The following is a 16,339-nucleotide window of genomic DNA, read 5'->3' as shown; positions in this document are numbered from 1 at the left end:
GGGGTGTACTCCGCCGGCCCTGGCGGCGGGATGCGGCGTTCCGGTTCAGCCGTGCCAGGCACCGTCCCCGGCGGCCTCGGACACGAAGACGGAGAAGTCCTTCGGCTCCCGTCCCAGGACCCGCTGCACGTCGTCCGTCGTCGCCGCGTTGTGGCCGTCCAGCAGCGTCGCGAACAGCTCGGCCAGGAATTCCGCCTCCGGGCCGAACCCCTCGAACTCCGCCAGCAGCGAGGCGTACGCGGGTCCCGTCACCGGCACGTACCGCACGGGCCGGCCCGCCGCCCGGCCCAGCTCCTCGGCGGCCTCCGCGAACGTCAGGCTCCGGGGGCCCGTCAGCTCGTACACCGCCCCCGCGTGCCCCTCCCCGGTCAGTGCGGCCACCACCACGTCGGCCAGGTCGTCGAGGTCCAGGAACGGTTCCGCCGTCGTACCCGCGGGGAACACCACCTCGCCGCCGAGCACGCCGTCCAGCAGCGCGCTCTCGCTGAAGTTCTGCGCGAAGAAGGCCGACCGGACGACCGTGACCTCCGCCGTCCCGGCGGCCCCGCGCAGCGCTTCCTCGGCGACCAGCGCCCGCGGTTCGCCGCGACCCGACAGCAGCACCACCCTGCGTACCCCGCACGCCGCGGCGGTCCGCCCGAAGGCGGCCATGGCCTCGGCCGCTCCGGGCACCGCCAGGTCCGGGTAGTACGCCACATAGGCGGCCCGGGCGCCGCGCAGCGCCGCCGCCCAACCCGACGCGTCCTGCCAGTCGAACGGCACCTCGCCCGTGCGGGAACCCGAGCGGACCGGCACCCCCAGGGCCCTCAGCCGCTCCACCACCCGACGGCCGGTCTTGCCCGTGCCGCTCGTCACCAGAACCGTTCCCGCGGCCACTCCCGCTCCCGGTTCCGCCTCCAGTCCCACGCCCCGTCCGCCGCCCTCGCCGTAACCGTTTCCGTTGCCATCGCTGTCGCCGTTGTCGTCGTCTCGTCGCGTGAACGCGTTCTCCGTCATGGCTCCAGGCTCCCGGGCCCGGGACCGCCCGGACATGCTCCAAAGACTCAGGCGCCTACTTCTCCGTCCACGCGTCTAGGCTGGCGGCCATGGACGCTCTCGCCGGACTCCTGGACGGGCCACGGGCCCGGGGCGCGTTTCTGCTCCGCATGGTGATGGACCCGCCCTGGGCGGTACGGGTCGAGGACCGGGCCCCGATCTGCCTCATGTCGGTCCGGCGCGGCACGGCGTTCATCGTCCCGTCCGACGGAGGCGAACCGGTCAGGCTCGGCCCCGGGGACATCGCGGTGGTCCGCGGCCCCGATCCGTACACCGTCGCCGACGCCCCCGGTACGGCACCCCACGCGCTCGTCGGTCCCGGCGGCGTCTGCACCACGCTGCACGGCCGGCCGCTCTCCCAGGACATGGTGCTGTCCGTACGGACCTGGGGAAACGCGGTCGACGGCGCCACGACGGTCCTCGTCGGCACCTATCTGCTGGACGGCGAGATCAGCCGCCGGCTGCTCGACGCCGTGCCCCCGCTGCTCACGGTCCCCGCGGACACGCGGACCCGGCCGCTGCTGGATCTGCTCGACGCGGAGATCGCCCAGGACGAGCCGGGCCAGCGCGTGGTCCTGGACCGCCTGCTGGACCTGCTGCTCATCGCCGTGCTCCGCGCCTGGTTCGCCCGGCCCGGGGCCGACGCCCCCGCCTGGTACCGCGCGATGGGCGACCCGGTCGTGGGCACGGCGCTGCGGCTGCTCCGGAACGACCCGGCGCACCCCTGGACCGTCGCCTCGCTCGCCGCCCGCGCCGGGGTGTCCCGGGCCGGTCTCGCCCGGCGCTTCACCGAACTGGTCGGGGAGCCGCCGATGGCGTACCTGACCGGCCGGCGGCTCGCCGTCGCGGCCGACCTGCTGCGCGAGAGCGACGCCACGGTGGAGGCCGTGGCCCGGAAGGTCGGCTACAGCACCCCCTTCGCCTTCAGCGCGGCGTTCAAGCGGGTCAGGGGAGTCAGCCCGCAGGAGTACCGCGGCAGCCCGCCGGGGGACCACCTCGATTTGCCGGACCGGCAAAGAAGATTGCCGGGCGACCGCCCTTTGGAGAGGCTGATCCCATGAGCAGCCACGCCGGTCACGGCCACCACGACGCGCACGCACCCGCCACGCCCGTACACGCCCACGCCCATGTGCACGGATCGGGCGGCGACCCGGCCACGGACATCGACTGGGACGTCCTCGGACCCCTGCTGGAGCAGGAGGCCGAACTCAACGGCGCGCAGTACGAGGAGGCCGCCCGCTGGATCGCCGCCCTGCCCACCGCGCCGAAGGTCCGCCGGGTCCTGGACATCGGCAGTGGCCCCGGTGTCGTCTCCTGCCTGCTGGCCGAGGTCTTCCCGGAGGCCGAAGTGGTGGCGGTGGACGCCACCCCCGCCCTCCTGGAACGCGCGAAGAACCGCGCGCGGCGCCACGGCGTGATCGACCGCCTCCAGACCCTTGAGGCCGAACTCCCCGCGAACTTCGACCGGTTGGGCGAGGCCGATCTGATCTGGGCGGGCAACTCCCTGCACCACCTGGGCGACCAGCGCGCCGCTCTGGCAGGCTTCGCCGGGCTCCTGCGGTCCGGCGGCACGGTCGCGCTCGTCGAGGGCGGACTGCCCACCCGGCGGCTGCCCCGCGACATCGGCATCGGACAGCCCGGCCTGGAGGCCCGTATGGGCGCCGCCGCCGCCACGCGCTTCGAGCACATGCGGTCCGAACTCCCGGGAGCGAAGCGGGAGACCGAGGACTGGAGCGCGCTCTTCACCGCGGTCGGCCTCGTCCCGCAGGGCACCCGGAGCTTCCTCCTCGACCTGCCCGCCCCGCTCTCGGGTCCCGCCCGCGACCATGTCGTCGCGAGCATCACCCGCGAGCGGGAGGTGCTGGGCGATCTGCTGTCGGCCGAGGACAGCGCGGTACTGGACCGGCTCCTGGACCCCGAGGACCCCGAAGGCCTTCACCGCCGCCCCGATGTCCACCTGCTCGCCGCCCGCACGGTCCACCTGGGCCGTCGCGACTGAGGGCGACGCCGTCCCCGGCTCCTCCGCCGCCCTACGTCACCGGCTCCAACCGCCACCACTGGAAGGGCGAGTCGGTGTCCTCCCACTGCTGAACGGTGCCCCCGGCGGCGGTGGAACGGTCGGCGACCTCCATGACGAGGCCGCTGATGAAACTCACCAGCGTCACCGTCCCGGGGGCCTCCGGGTGCTGCTCGATCAGCCACTCCTGGGCGCCGAAGTTGTTGGCCTTCCACTGCTGGACGCGGGTGCCGTTCGAGGTATCGGCATTGGCCACGTCCAGCCGCTTCCCGCTGTGCTCGTTGACCAGGTGGAAGAGGGCCGCGCCCTCGTGCACCGGGGCCAGCCGCCACACCTGCGCCGCCGTCCCGTCGTCCTCGCCCTGCTGGACCCGGGCCCCACTGCCCTTGGCCGCGCCGTACACCTCCAGCACCAGCCTGCTGCCGACGTTGCGCAGGCGGTACGGACCCGCCTCGACGACGGGCGCGAGTTCGCCGCTCATGTTCCCTGTCTCCCCGGTTCGACCTGTGTCCTGCCGTACTGCCGCCGGCGCACCGGCTGACGACGGCGCCCCCACCGTGATCCCGGTGGGGGCGCCGTCGGCCGGACGCTCAGGCGCCGACGTTGAACTCCGCCGGGTCGGAGCCGAGCCGCTTGCCCTCGTCGAGGGCCGCGAAGGCGGCGAGGTCGTCGGCGTCCAGTTCGAAGCCGAACACGTCGAGGTTCTCCCTGATCCGCGACGGGGTCACGGACTTCGGGATCACGATGTTGCCGGTCTGCAGGTGCCAGCGCAGCACCGCCTGGGCGGGCGTACGGCCGTGCTTGTGGGCGATGGCGACGACCGTCGGCACCTCCAGCAGGCCCTTGCCCTGGCCCAGCGGCGACCACGCCTCGGTGGCGATGCCGTGCTCGGCGTGGAAGGCGCGGAGCTCGGCCTGCTGGAGCTGCGGGTGCAGCTCGATCTGGTTGACGGCCGGCACCACGGAGGACTCGGCGAGCAGCCGCTTCAGGTGCTCGGGATGGAAGTTCGACACGCCGATCGCCTTCGCGCGGCCGTCGGCGAGGATCTTCTCGAACGCCTTGTACGTGTCGGTGTACGCGTCCTTCGCCGGTACCGGCCAGTGGATCAGGTACAGGTCGACGTAGTCCAGGCCGAGCTTGTCCAGCGAGGCGTCGAAGGCGCGCAGGGTGCTGTCGTGGCCCTGCTCGCTGTTCCACAGCTTGGTGGTGACGAAGAGCTCGTCACGGGCGACGCCGGAGGCGGCGACGGCCTTGCCGGTGCCGGTCTCGTTCTCGTAGATCGCGGCGGTGTCGATGCTCCGGTACCCGGTCTCGATGGCCGTGGCGACGGCCTTCTCCGCCTCGTCGTCCGGCACCTGCCAGACACCGAAACCGAGCTGCGGCATGTCGAGGCCGTTGTTGAGGGTGATGGAGGGGACCTGGCTCACGAGCGATCGATCCTAACGTCGTCGGTTGATAACTCCCCACGACAACGAGCGGACAGGTCCCAGCATTCCCGCCCTCTTCCGGCAGCCCCGGTCGTGCCGCCGCGCCGCCGCCGGGTCAGTGGTACAGCGCGTCGACCTCGACCGCGTACGCGCTCTCGATCGCCTTGCGCTTCAGCTTCAGCGAGGGCGTCAGCAGCCCCGTCTCCTCGGTGAACGGATGGGCCAGGATCCGGAACGTACGGATCGACTCGGCCTGGGACACCGCCGTGTTGGCCGCCACCACCGCCCGGCGGACCTCCATCTCCAGATCCGGGTCCCGCACCAGGTCGGCCGGGCCGAGCGGGGTGCGGCCCTGCATCGACAGCCAGTGGTCCACGGACTCCTGGTCGACGGTGACGAGCGCCGCGATGTACGGGCGGTCGTTGCCGACGACGATGCACTGCGCCACCAGCGGATGCGCCCGTACGCGTTCCTCCAGGCCGGCCGGGGAGACGCTCTTGCCACCGGACGTCACCAGGATCTCCTTCTTCCGCCCGGTGATCGTCAGATAGCCGTCCTCGTCCAGCGCGCCGAGATCCCCGGTGGCGAGCCAGCCGTCCCGCAGCACCGTCCGGGTGGCCCCGGGGTTCCCCAGATAGCCGGAGAACACGTTCGGCCCGTGCACCCACACCTCGCCGTCGTCCGCGATGTGCACCGATGTGCCGGGGATGGGCTGGCCGACCGTGCCGTACCGGGTGCGCTCGGGAGGGTTCGCCGTCGCCGCGGCGGTCGACTCGGTCAGTCCGTACCCCTCGAAGACGCTGACCCCGGCGCCCGCGAAGAACAGTCCGAGCCGGCGGTCCATGCCCGAGCCGCCCGACATCGCGTGCCGCACCCGGCCGCCCATCGCGTCGCGGACCTTCTTGTAGACGACCTTGTCGAAGAACTGGTGCTGCATCCGCAGCCCGGCCGAGGGGCCGGGACCGTCCCCGAACGCCTTCTGCTCCAGGGCCTCGGCGTACTTCACCGCGATGTCGACGGCCTTGTCGAACGGCCCGGCCCTGCCCTCCGCCTCGGCCTTGCGCCGGGCCCCGTTGAACACCTTCTCGAAGATGTACGGCACCGCCAGGATGAACGTCGGCCGGAACGTCACCAGGTCCGGCATCAGCGCGTTCGCGGACAGCTCCGGCTGGTGGCCGAGCTTGACCCGGCCGCGGACCGCGGCGATCTCGACCATCCGCCCGAAGACATGGGCCAGCGGCAGGAAGAGGAGGGTGGCCGCCTCGTCGCCGGGCTTGGAGTGGAACACCGGCTCCCAGCGCGTGACCATCGTGTCACTCTCGAACATGAAGCTCGCGTGGGTGATCACACACCCCTTGGGGCGGCCCGTCGTCCCCGAGGTGTAGATGACGGTCGCCACGGAGTCGGGCGTCACCGCGCGCCGGTGCCGCTGCACCACCTCGTCGTCGATGTCCGCGCCCGCCCCGAACAGCTCGTCCACCGCTCCGGCGTCCAGCTGCCACAGCCGCTTCAGGTGCGGCAGCCGGTCGATCACCGAGCCGACGGTCATCGCGTGGTCCTCGTGCTCGACCATCACCGCCACCACCTCGGCGTCGTGCAGCATCCACAGGACCTGCTCGGCGGAGGAGGTCGGGTAGACCGGCACCGACTGGGCCCCGACGGTCCAGAGCGCGAAGTCGAAGAGCGTCCACTCGTAACGCGTACGGGACATCAGCGCGACCCGGTCGCCGAACCGCACCCCGTGCGCGATCAGCCCTTTGGCCAGGGCCAGCACCTGATCGCGGAAGTGCGCAGAGGTCACATCACGCCACTGGCCCCCGGCGTCCTTGCGGCCGAGCGCGACGCGGTGCGGATCGTCCTCCGCGTAGTCGAAGACCACATCGGCCAGACCGCCGACCTGAGGTGCCGCCGGCATGGGTGGGACAGTGAAATCGCGCAATGACATGCTCCTCGTGGCGCTCCGCACAGCGCCGCGACGCTACCCCAAGCGGGGGCCCGGCGGGAGGGGCCCGGACCCTTCGGGCACCGTGACGTCCGACCAGGTCAACCGTCGAAATCCGGCCAGATGGGCAAGGCTCGGGCGTCCGTCCGGCCCAGTTCTGCCGGAGGGGTAAGCGGCTCGCGCCGGAATCTCCACCGAATCCGACCGCTGCGCCCACCGTGACCACCTCGAACACCTCGAACACCTCGAAACACCGCGACCACTGCGATCGCGGTGATCACCGTGATCACCGCGGGTCCACGGGGCGGTTACGGTGCTTCCCCGCCGCCGGTCCCGCGGTGCAGCCGGTCGCCGCCCGCCAGGATCGCGGAGGCCAGCGCGTCGGCCGCCTCCTGGGCCGCACCCCGGCGGTTCCCGTGCAGCAGGACGAAGTCGACGCCGCCGAGCTCCGGCAGCCCTGCCCTGGCCGGAACCGCCGCCAGCCCCGGCGGGATCATCCCCCGGGAGTGCGCCATCACGCCCAGGCCCGCCCGCGCCGCCGCGACCAGACCGCTCAGGCTCGTACTCGTACAGGCGATCCGCCAGGCCCGCCCTTGCTCCTCCAGCACCTCCAGGGCGCGGGCACGGGTGATGGCCGGCGGCGGGAAGACGACCAGCGGCAGGGGGCGCTCCGGATCGACCCGTAGCTGCGGCGCGCCGATCCAGTCCAGCGCGTCCTGCCACATCAGCTCGCCGTGGGTGTCGCCGGTCCGCCGCTTGGCCAGCACCAGATCCAGCCGGCCCGCCGCGAGCTGGCGGTGCAGCGTCCCGGACAGCTCCACGGTGAGCTGGAGCTCGACCTCCGGATGGTCGCGGCGGAAGGACTCCAGGATCTCGGGGAGCCGGGTCAGCACGAAGTCCTCGGAGGCCCCGAACCGCAGCCGGCCGCGCAGCCGGGTGCCCGTGAAGAACGCGGCGGCCCGCTCGTGCGCCGACAGGATCGTCCGGGCGAAGCCGAGCATCGCCTCGCCGTCCTCGGTGAGGTCGACGCGATGGGTGTCCCGGGTGAACAGCTGCCGCCCGGCCGCCCCCTCAAGACGCCGCACGTGCTGACTGACCGTGGACTGGCGGATCCCGAGCCGGCGCGCGGCCTGGGTGAAGCTCAGGGTCTGCGCCACGGCGAGGAAGGTTCGCAGCTGGGCGGGGTCGTACGTGGCGTCCATGGGCCCACGTTATCGGGATCCGTGATGACAGTCAGAGCGGTATGCGTGATTCCCGATGGGGAGGAGCGGGAGCAGGATGGATGTCGGCACACGGCCCGCACGCAGGACCGCGTGTACGTGAGGGGCCGCCCGCGAACAGCGGCACGCACGGCTGTCCGCCCGGCGCGGCGGACCGACCCCTGGAGACCCCGAGCAGATGACCCGCCGCATCCCGCGACCGCCGTCCTGGCTGCCGGTCGACGCCTACCTCCTGGCCCTGGCCGCGACCGTGGCCCTCGCGGCGCTGCTGCCCGCCCGGGGAACCGCGGCCGATGTGGCGGGCGGGGCCTCCACCGGCGCGGTCTCCCTGTTGTTCTTCCTCTACGGGGCGCGGCTCTCCACGGCCGATGCGCTCGACGGGCTCAAGCACTGGCGCCTCCACCTCACCGTCCTGGCCTGCACCTTTGTCGTCTTCCCGCTGCTGGGGCTGGCGAGCGGCGGACTGGTGCCGTACGTGCTGACGCCCGAACTCCAGGCGGGCTTCCTCTTCCTGTGCCTGGTCCCCTCGACGATCCAGTCGTCCATCGCCTTCACCTCGATCGCCCGGGGCAATGTGCCCGCCGCGATCTGCGCCGGGTCCTTCTCCAGCCTCGCCGGGATCCTCGTGACCCCGCTGCTCGCCGCCCTGCTCCTCGGCTCGACCGGGGGCGGGTTCTCGGCGGACGCCCTGCTGAAGATCGTCCTCCACCTGCTCGTCCCGTTCCTCGCCGGACAGGTGCTGCGCCGCTGGGTCGGCGGTTTCCTCACCCGGCACAAGAAGGTTCTCGGCCTGGTCGACCGGGGGTCGATCCTGCTCGTCGTCTACACCGCGTTCAGCGAGGGGATGGTCGCCGGCGTCTGGCGCCAGGTCACCCCGGCCCGGCTGGGCGCGCTGCTCGCCGCCGAGGCGGTCCTGCTGGCCCTGATGCTCACCCTGAGCTGGTACGGGGCGCGGCGGCTCGGGTTCGGCCGGGCGGACCGGATCGCCATCCAGTTCGCCGGGTCGAAGAAGAGCCTGGCGGCCGGGCTGCCCATGGCGACCGTGATCTTCGGGGCGCACGCGAGCCTCGCGGTACTGCCGCTGATGCTCTTCCACCAGCTGCAGCTGATGGTCTGCGCGGTGATCGCCAAGCGCCGCTCCCGCGATCCCGAGCCGCCCGGGGACCCGGCGGATGCGGATTCCGCTTCCGGGGCGTTGTCGGACCCGCCGGTTACGGTGAGCCGGTAGCCGGTAGCCGGTAGCCGGTAGCCGGTAGCCGACAGCGAGGAAGCGCCATGAGTGATGAGCCCGGTACCCCCGCCGACGACTTTCCGCACGGGGCGGGCAATCCGGCCCGGGGCGCCCTGCGGGCGGCGGGCTACACGCGCCTCGCCCAGCTCACGACCGTGACCGCGGCGGAGGTGCTCGCGCTGCACGGGGTCGGCCCGAAGGCGATCAGGGTGCTCCGCGAGGCGCTGGCCGCCGAGGGTCTGGCCTTCGCGGGCGAGTGAGGCCCGTATACTCCGGGCCTCCCCGCACCGGGCTTCCTCCCCGCCTCAGCCCCGGCTGACCGGCGCCTCCAACGCGATCCGGTGCTCACCGGCGTACACGTTCATCGACGGGCCGCGCAGGAAACCGACCAGCGTCAGTCCGCTCTCCGCCGCCAGGTCCACGGCCAGTGACGACGGCGCCGAAACCGCCGCGAGCACCGGGATCCCCGCCATCACGGCCTTCTGCGCCAGCTCGAACGAGGCCCGCCCCGACACCAGCAGAACGGCCCGCGACAGCGGCAGCCGGTGGTCCGTCAGCGCCCGGCCCACCAGCTTGTCGACCGCGTTGTGCCGGCCGACGTCCTCGCGGACGTCAAGCAGCTCGCCCTCCTCGGAGAACAGCGCGGCGCCGTGCAGGCCACCCGTCCGGTCGAACACCCGCTGCGCGGCCCGCAGCCGGTCCGGGAGCGCGGACAGCAGTTCCGGGGTGATCCGCACCGGGGGAGCGTCGGCCACGGGGTGCCGGGTCGTGGTGCGTACCGCGTCCAGGCTCGCCTTGCCGCACAGGCCGCACGAGGAGGTGGTGTAGACGTTCCGCTCCAGGGTGATGTCGGGGACCCGGACCCCGGGCGCGAGCTTCACGTCCACCACGTTGTAGCTGTTCACCCCGTCCGCCGTCGCCCCGGCGCAGTAGACGATCGACTGCACCTCGTCCCCCTCGGCGATCACCCCCTCGCTGACGAGGAAGCCCGCCGCCAGCGCGAAATCGTCGCCCGGCGTACGCATGGTGATGGCCAGCGGCCGGCCGTTCAGGCGGATCTCCAGAGGTTCCTCCGCCACCAGGGTGTCCGCGCGGGAGGAGACGGCACCGTCCCGGATGCGGAGGGTGCGGCGGCGTTCGGTGGCCCGTCCCATGGATGTGAACCCCGATTCTGTCCGTGTGCGATGGTTTCTGTCCGGATGGGTGAAGCCGGAACCCGACCCCGTCATTGTCCGGCACCCGCACCGGCATGTCGCAGCCACGGCTCAAGCATGCTGACCAGGCTGTTGTCAACGCTCCAACGTGTGGGCCGGATTCCTGTGGGATCACGTGCCCCCGTACCCGGCGGTAGCGACCAAGACTGGATGTTTCCTGCCCTACCCGACGATGGGAACCCGTATGACCGGCTCACGTGTCGTGGCGCTCGGCCACTACCAGCCCGCCAAGGTGCTCACCAACGACGATCTGGCGGCCATGGTCGACACGAGCGACGAGTGGATCACCAGCCGGGTCGGTATCAAGACCCGCCATGTGGGTGGCCCGGACGAGCCGGTCGACGAGATGGCCGCGCACGCGGGAGCCAAGGCGCTGGCCACGGCCGGGCTGGTGCCCGCGGACATCGATCTGGTCCTCGTCGCCACCTCCACCGCGATCGACCGGTCCCCGAGCATGGCGGCGCGGGTCGCGGCACGGCTGGGCATGGGCTCGCCCGCCGTGATGGACATCAACGTGGTGTGCTCCGGCTTCACGCACGCGCTGGCCACCGCCGACCACGCGATCCGGGCCGGTGCGGCGACCCGGGCGCTGGTCATCGGCGCCGACAAGATGGCTGACATCGCGGACTGGACCGACCGCTCCACCTGCGTCCTGCTCGGCGACGGCGCGGGCGCGGCGGTCGTCACCGCCGACCCGACGGCCCCCGACACCCCGGAGGGGCCTGGCATCGGACCGGTGCTGTGGGGCTCCGTGCCGGAGATGGGCAACGCGGTCCGGATCGAGGGGACGCCGCCGCGCTTCGCGCAGGAGGGCCAGTCCGTCTACCGCTGGGCCACCACCCAGCTCCCCCCGATCGCCCGCAGGGTCTGCGAGAAGGCCGGCATCGCCCCGGAGGATCTGGCGGCCGTCGTCCTGCACCAGGCCAATCTGCGGATCATCGAGCCGGTCGCCCGCAAGATCGGCGCGGTCAACGCCGTCATCGCCCGTGACGTGGTGGACTCCGGCAACACCTCGGCCGCCTCCATCCCGATGGCCCTGTCCAAGCTGGTCGAGCGCGGCGAGGTCGCCTCCGGCGCGCCCGTCCTGCTCTTCGGATTCGGCGGAAACCTCTCCTACGCGGGCCAGGTCATCCGCTGCCCCTGACGAGTTCCCCGGCGTCCGCGTGAGCTCCGGCCGAAAACCTTTGTCCTGAGTGTGGAGAAAGTTGGAGCGGATTCCTGCGCAACTTCTTCCCACTCCGGGAAAGCGCTGCTACGTTCCCCTCGAAAGCCCGACGGACTGGCCGATGTGGCGGGGAGGGACGCGTGAGACGCATGACGGCACGACCCGCGAACGCGCATCAGGCGCGGCTGCTCCGACTGCTGCGCGACGGGGGCCCCAACTCCCGTGCGCAACTGGGGGATCAGGTCGAGCTGTCGCGCTCGAAGCTCGCCGTCGAGGTGGACCGGCTGCTGGATACCGGCCTGGTGGTGGCCGACGGACTCGCCGCGTCGCGCGGCGGGCGCCGCTCGCACAACATCCGGCTCGCTCCCGAACTGCGGTTCCTCGGGGTCGACATCGGCGCCACCTCGATCGACGTGGCCGTCACCAACGCGGAGCTGGAGGTCCTGGGACACCTCAACCACCCGATGGACGTGCGCGAGGGCCCCGTCGCCGTCTTCGAGCAGGTGCTGTCGCTGGCCGCCAAACTGCGGGCCTCCGGGCTCGCCGAGGGCTTCGACGGCGCGGGCATCGGGGTCCCCGGCCCCGTCCGCTTCCCCGAGGGCGTGCCGGTCGCGCCGCCGATCATGCCCGGCTGGGACGGTTTCCCGGTCCGCGAGGCGCTCAGCCAGGAGCTGGGCTGCCCCGTCATGGTCGACAACGACGTGAACCTCATGGCGATGGGGGAGCAGCACGCGGGCGTGGCCCGCTCCGTGGGCGACTTCCTCTGCGTCAAGATCGGTACGGGCATCGGCTGCGGCATCGTCGTCGGCGGTGAGGTCTACCGCGGTACGACCGGCAGCGCCGGGGACATCGGGCACATCCAGGTGGACCCCGACGGCCGGGCCTGCGCCTGCGGCAACAAGGGCTGTCTGGAGGCCCACTTCAGCGGCGCCGCCCTCGCCCGGGACGCGGAGGACGCGGCCCGGGACGGCCGCTCGCCCGAGCTCGCCGCCCGGCTGGAGGCGGCGGGCCGCCTCACCGCCGCCGACGTCGCGGCGGCCGCCGCCGCCGGGGACACGGCGGCCCTCGACCTGATCCGCGAAGGCGGCAATCGGCTCGGCCAGGTGATCGCGAGCCTGGTCAGCTTCTTCAATCCCGGTCTGGTGGTGATCGGCGGCGGGGTCACCGGCCTCGGTCACAACCTCCTCGCCAGTGTCCGCACCCAGGTCTACAAGCAGTCCCTGCCCCTGGCCACCGGCAACCTCCCCATCGTGCTGGGCGAGTTGGGCCCCACCGCCGGAGTGATCGGCGCGGCCCGGCTCATCAGCGACCACCTCTTCTCACCGGCCTGAACCACAGGGCCGTACGCACCACCGCATTGGTCAGGTACCCGGCGTCAGCCAGGTACTAGTCAGGTACTCGTCAGTACACGCACGTCAGGTACCAGTCAGCAGCCGTTCGCGGTGCCGCCGGCTCCACGGCACCTCCAGCCCTGCGCCCTGTCCGCTCACCGGCCCTCCCCGGCCCCTCGGCACCGCCCGAGCAGGGGAGACCCCATTCGCCGAGGGGATTCGTCATGGCACCAGAACCACCCCTGCTCACCATGTCCGGCATCACCAAGCTCTTCCCGGGCGTCCGCGCCCTGGACGGCGTCGACCTGGAGGTCCAGGCCGGCGAGGTCCACTGCCTCCTCGGCCAGAACGGTGCGGGCAAGTCCACCCTCATCAAGGTGCTCGCCGGAGCCCACCAGCCCAACGACGGCGAGATCACCTGGCGCGGCGAAACCGTCCAGCTCAAGTCGCCGATCGCGGCCATGCGCCTGGGCATCGCCACCATCTACCAGGAACTCGACCTGGTCGAGGGCCTGTCGGTCGCCGAGAACGTCTTCCTCGGCCACGAGCCGACCAGCGCCGGCTTCATCGTCCGTACGGGGGAGGGGCGTCTCGCCGCGAAAGCGCTGCTGGCGCGTCTCGGGCACCCGGAGATCGACCCCGCCCGGCATGTCGGGGACCTCTCCGCCGCCCAGCAGCAGATCGTCTCCATGGCCAGGGCGCTCTCCCACGACGTCCGCCTCATCGTGATGGACGAGCCCTCCGCCGCCCTCGACCCCGACGAGGTCGACAACCTCTTCCGGATCGTCGACGGCCTCACCGCCGACGGGGTGGCGGTCGTCTACATCTCGCACCGGCTGGAGGAGATCCGCCGCATCGGCGACCGGGTCACCGTCATCAAGGACGGCAGGACTGTGGCCGTCGGGCTGCCCGCCGCGGACACTCCCACCCGCGACATCGTTGCCATGATGACCGGCCGCGACGTCGCCTATGTCTTCCCGCCGCGCCCGGAGGAGCCCGCCGCCGACACCGCCGAACCCGTTCTCCGGGTCCAAGGCCTTTCCCGCAAGGGTGAGTTCGCACCCGTGGACCTCGAACTGCGCCCCGGCGAGATCGTCGGTCTGGCCGGACTCGTCGGCTCGGGACGCTCGGAGATCCTGGAGACGATCTACGGGGCCCGTAAGGCGAGCACCGGGACCGTCACCGTCGCCGGCAAGCAGCTCCGCCCCGGCAGCGTCCGCGCCGCCGTCGCCGCGGGCATCGGCCTCGCGCCCGAGGAGCGCAAGGCGCAGGCCCTGCTGATGACCGAGTCGGTCACCCGTAACGTCTCGGTCTCCTCCCTCTCCCGCTTCGCCCGGATCGGCTGGATCGACCGGGGCGGGGAGCGGAAGGCCGCGCAGAGCGCCACCCGCGAACTGCAGATGCGGCCCGACAACCCGGACGCCGCCGTCCGCACCCTCTCCGGCGGCAATCAGCAGAAAGCCGTCCTCGCCCGCTGGCTGCTGCGCGGCTGCCGGGTCCTGCTGCTGGACGAACCCACCCGTGGCGTCGACGTCGGCGCGCGCGCCGAGCTCTACGCCGTGATCCGCCGGCTGGCCGACGAAGGCCTCGCCGTACTGCTCGTCTCCAGCGAAGTGCCCGAAGTCCTGGGCCTCGCCGACCGGGTGCTGGTGCTCCGTGAGGGCCAAGTGGTCCACACGGCCCCCGCCCAGGAGCTCGACGAGCACCGCGTACTCGACCTCGTGATGGAAGGGAGCCCGACGCCATGACACAGCCCGCCCCGTCGGCGCAGCACAACGGGCCGGACCAGGGGGCCCTCACCGGCCCCTCCGACGCGCCGCCCCAGAAGTCGGGCGGTGGCATGCCGGCCCTCGGTCTGCGGCTCGACGTCCGGATCCTGTCCCTGCTCGGCGTCCTGGCCGCCCTGATCCTGGTCGGCGGTATCACCGAACCGGACGCCTTCCTGGACACCGGGAACCTCCAGCTGATCCTGACCCAGGCGTCCGTCATCGGTGTCGTCACCGTCGGCATGACCTTCGTCATCATCAGCGGGGGAATCGACCTCTCCGTCGGTGCGATGGTCGCCCTCGCCTCGGTGTGGGCGACGACCCTGGCCACCCAGGAGTACGGCTTCGCGGGCATCGCGTTCACCGCGGTCATCGTCGGCCTCGCCGCCGGACTCGTGAACGGCGTCCTCATCGCGTACGGGGGCATGGTCCCGTTCATCGCGACGCTGGCCATGCTCGCCTCGGCCCGCGGGCTCGCCCTCCAGATCACCGACGGCAAGACCCAGATCGTCACCGTGGACTCGGTCCTGGACCTCGGCCTGCCCGACTCCTACATCCTGGGCATCCCGCCGCTGGTCATCATGTTCGCCGTGGTCACCGTCGTCGGCTGGCTGATCCTGAACCGGACCACCTTCGGCCGCCGGACCGTCGCCGTCGGCGGCAACGCGGAGGCCGCCCGGCTCGCCGGGATCGACGTCCGCCGCCAGCGCCTCTACCTCTACCTGCTGTCCGGGCTGTGCTGCGGCATCGCCGCCTTCATGCTGATCGTGCTCGCCGGCTCCGGCCAGAACACCAACGGCAACCTGTACGAGCTCGACGCCATCGCCGCCGCGATCATCGGCGGGACCCTGCTCAGCGGCGGCCGGGGCACGATCGTCGGCTCCGTCCTCGGCGTCCTGATCTTCACCACGATCACCAACATCTTCGCTCTCAACAACCTCCAGAGCGACGTCCAGCAAATCGCCAAGGGCGCCATCATCGTCGCCGCCGTCCTCGTCCAGCGCCGCACCATGCGCCGCGCCCGCGCCGACATCGGCCCCGACGGCGACCCGGTGCTCCAGGCGCTGGCCCGCGACGCGTACCAGCCGCTCACCGTCGCCGAGCACGCCGCCCGGCACGGCATGACCCCCGCCGAACTGCGCACCGCCGTACGGCGGGGCGCCGGCTGCAGCCCCAAGGACTACCTGCTGGGCATCCGCCTGGGCCGGGCCAAGGAACTCCTCGCCGCCACCGACCTCCCGGTCGCCGCCGTGGCCCGCCGCGTCGGGTACGACGACCCCGCCTACTTCTCCCGGCTCTTCGCCCGCCGCGTCGGTACCGCCCCCGTCCGCTTCCGCGAACAGCAGGGCCGCAGCGTGCCCGGCGGCTGGAGCGACCGGGTGCCCGACCCCGACGACCCACCGACGATCACCACCTGACAGCGGCCGTCTAAGCTCGCTGACCATGAGTACGAGCGAGATCGACGCCTCCGTCCAGGCCGAGCTGAACCGGCTGCGCGAGAGCATCGACAACATCGACGCCGCCGTCGTCCACATGCTGGCCGAGCGCTTCAAGGCCACCCAGCAGGTCGGCCGCCTCAAGGCGGACCACAAGCTGCCGCCCGCCGACCCCGCCCGCGAGACCCGCCAGATCGCGCGGCTCCGGCAGCTCGCGCAGAGCGCCAACCTGGACCCGGCGTTCGCCGAGAAGCTGCTGAACTTCATCATCGCCGAGGTGATCCGCCACCACGAGCGCATCGCCGACGAAGCGGAGAACGGTGGGGGAGACCGGCCCACTGACCGGCCCACGGACCGGCCCCGGACCTGACCACGCCGACGAATCCCGAGCCGAGCACCGCGCCCAGGACGGGCCCGAGCAGATACACCCACAGCCGGTCGACGTCCCCGGCCAGCAACGCCGGGCCGAACTGCCGTGCCGGATTGACCGATCCACCGCTCAACGGACCGAGCACCGCGATGACCACGGCCGTCGTCGCCCCCACCGCGTAAGGG

The 16,339-nt window shown here is 72.2% G+C and carries 15 protein-coding genes and 2 pseudogenes; 10 read left to right on the top strand and 7 right to left on the bottom strand.

Annotation, left to right across the window (positions count from 1 at the left end; all coding sequences use genetic code 11):
* Positions 1 to 45 precede the first annotated feature (45 nt).
* On the bottom strand, positions 46 to 996 hold the full coding sequence (locus HET64_RS12545; protein ID WP_215104863.1) for an NmrA family transcriptional regulator: 951 nt from the start codon (positions 994 to 996) through the stop codon (positions 46 to 48).
* Positions 997 to 1,085: 89 nt separating this feature from the next.
* Between HET64_RS12545 and HET64_RS12540 the strand changes: the two genes are divergently transcribed.
* Together HET64_RS12540 and HET64_RS12535 are read left to right on the top strand one after the other, a co-directional pair.
* Complete coding sequence (locus tag HET64_RS12540; RefSeq protein WP_215104861.1) at positions 1,086 to 2,096, top strand: AraC family transcriptional regulator; 1,011 nt, start codon at positions 1,086 to 1,088, stop codon at positions 2,094 to 2,096.
* On the top strand, positions 2,093 to 3,034 hold the full coding sequence (locus HET64_RS12535; RefSeq protein WP_215104859.1) for a trans-aconitate 2-methyltransferase: 942 nt from the start codon (positions 2,093 to 2,095) through the stop codon (positions 3,032 to 3,034). Before HET64_RS12540 ends, HET64_RS12535 begins: the two co-directional genes overlap by 4 nt.
* Before the next feature lie 31 nt (positions 3,035 to 3,065).
* Here HET64_RS12535 and HET64_RS12530 read toward each other — a convergent pair whose 3' ends face one another.
* The 4 genes from HET64_RS12530 to HET64_RS12515 all read right to left on the bottom strand — a co-directional run bounded on the left by HET64_RS12530 (position 3,066) and on the right by HET64_RS12515 (position 7,623).
* Positions 3,066 to 3,533, bottom strand: a complete 468-nt coding sequence (locus tag HET64_RS12530) for an RICIN domain-containing protein (protein WP_215104857.1) — start codon at positions 3,531 to 3,533, stop codon at positions 3,066 to 3,068.
* 109 nt (positions 3,534 to 3,642) lie between these two features.
* Positions 3,643 to 4,479 carry an aldo/keto reductase gene (locus HET64_RS12525; RefSeq protein ID WP_215104855.1) on the bottom strand — a complete coding sequence of 279 codons (837 nt, stop codon included), beginning with the start codon at positions 4,477 to 4,479 and terminating at the stop codon, positions 3,643 to 3,645.
* A gap of 115 nt (positions 4,480 to 4,594) precedes the next feature.
* Entirely contained in the window at positions 4,595 to 6,394 is a 1,800-nt protein-coding gene (locus HET64_RS12520) for a long-chain fatty acid--CoA ligase (protein ID WP_215104853.1), read from the bottom strand.
* Between the two features lie 335 nt (positions 6,395 to 6,729).
* On the bottom strand, positions 6,730 to 7,623 hold the full coding sequence (locus tag HET64_RS12515; RefSeq protein WP_215104851.1) for a LysR substrate-binding domain-containing protein: 894 nt from the start codon (positions 7,621 to 7,623) through the stop codon (positions 6,730 to 6,732).
* A gap of 196 nt (positions 7,624 to 7,819) precedes the next feature.
* Here HET64_RS12515 and HET64_RS12510 point away from each other — a divergent pair, with 196 nt between their 5' ends.
* Both HET64_RS12510 and HET64_RS12505 read left to right on the top strand, forming a co-directional pair.
* Positions 7,820 to 8,869, top strand: a complete 1,050-nt coding sequence (locus HET64_RS12510; RefSeq protein ID WP_215104849.1) for a bile acid:sodium symporter family protein — start codon at positions 7,820 to 7,822, stop codon at positions 8,867 to 8,869.
* 47 nt (positions 8,870 to 8,916) lie between these two features.
* Positions 8,917 to 9,132: a DNA-binding protein gene (locus tag HET64_RS12505; protein WP_215104847.1), complete on the top strand. Its 216-nt coding sequence runs from the start codon at positions 8,917 to 8,919 to the stop codon at positions 9,130 to 9,132.
* Positions 9,133 to 9,177: 45 nt separating this feature from the next.
* On the opposite strand, the gene fdhD is transcribed toward HET64_RS12505, so the two are convergent.
* The gene (gene fdhD, locus HET64_RS12500; RefSeq protein ID WP_215104845.1) at positions 9,178 to 10,026 is read right to left on the bottom strand and encodes a formate dehydrogenase accessory sulfurtransferase FdhD; all 849 of its coding nucleotides are present in this window, start codon (positions 10,024 to 10,026) and stop codon (positions 9,178 to 9,180) included.
* Between the two features lie 244 nt (positions 10,027 to 10,270).
* Between fdhD and HET64_RS12495 the strand changes: the two genes are divergently transcribed.
* From HET64_RS12495 to HET64_RS12470, 6 genes and pseudogenes are all read left to right on the top strand, one after another.
* The gene (locus HET64_RS12495) at positions 10,271 to 11,230 is read left to right on the top strand and encodes a beta-ketoacyl-ACP synthase III (RefSeq protein ID WP_215104843.1); all 960 of its coding nucleotides are present in this window, start codon (positions 10,271 to 10,273) and stop codon (positions 11,228 to 11,230) included.
* 170 nt (positions 11,231 to 11,400) lie between these two features.
* Entirely contained in the window at positions 11,401 to 12,582 is a 1,182-nt protein-coding gene (locus HET64_RS12490; RefSeq protein ID WP_215104840.1) for an ROK family transcriptional regulator, read from the top strand.
* Between the two features lie 224 nt (positions 12,583 to 12,806).
* On the top strand, positions 12,807 to 14,330 hold the full coding sequence (locus tag HET64_RS12485; protein ID WP_215104838.1) for a sugar ABC transporter ATP-binding protein: 1,524 nt from the start codon (positions 12,807 to 12,809) through the stop codon (positions 14,328 to 14,330).
* A pseudogene (locus HET64_RS12480) lies at positions 14,327 to 15,364 on the top strand (ABC transporter permease); the annotation flags it as partial. The gene HET64_RS12485 and the pseudogene HET64_RS12480, both read left to right, overlap by 4 nt.
* Positions 15,356 to 15,766: pseudogene (locus HET64_RS12475) on the top strand (helix-turn-helix domain-containing protein); the annotation flags it as partial. The pseudogenes HET64_RS12480 and HET64_RS12475, both read left to right, overlap by 9 nt.
* 25 nt (positions 15,767 to 15,791) lie before the next feature.
* Complete coding sequence (locus HET64_RS12470) at positions 15,792 to 16,154, top strand: chorismate mutase (protein WP_215104836.1); 363 nt, start codon at positions 15,792 to 15,794, stop codon at positions 16,152 to 16,154.
* On the opposite strand, the gene HET64_RS12465 is transcribed toward HET64_RS12470, so the two are convergent.
* On the bottom strand, positions 16,051 to 16,329 hold the full coding sequence (locus HET64_RS12465) for an aquaporin (protein ID WP_308370007.1): 279 nt from the start codon (positions 16,327 to 16,329) through the stop codon (positions 16,051 to 16,053). The two genes, HET64_RS12470 and HET64_RS12465, sit on opposite strands and share 104 nt — an antisense overlap.
* Positions 16,330 to 16,339: the final 10 nt, after the last annotated feature.

The organism is Streptomyces sp. McG3, assembly GCF_018619185.1.
Lineage (GTDB): Bacteria > Actinomycetota > Actinomycetes > Streptomycetales > Streptomycetaceae > Streptomyces.
This window is presented reverse-complemented; position numbering and strand designations above follow the sequence as displayed.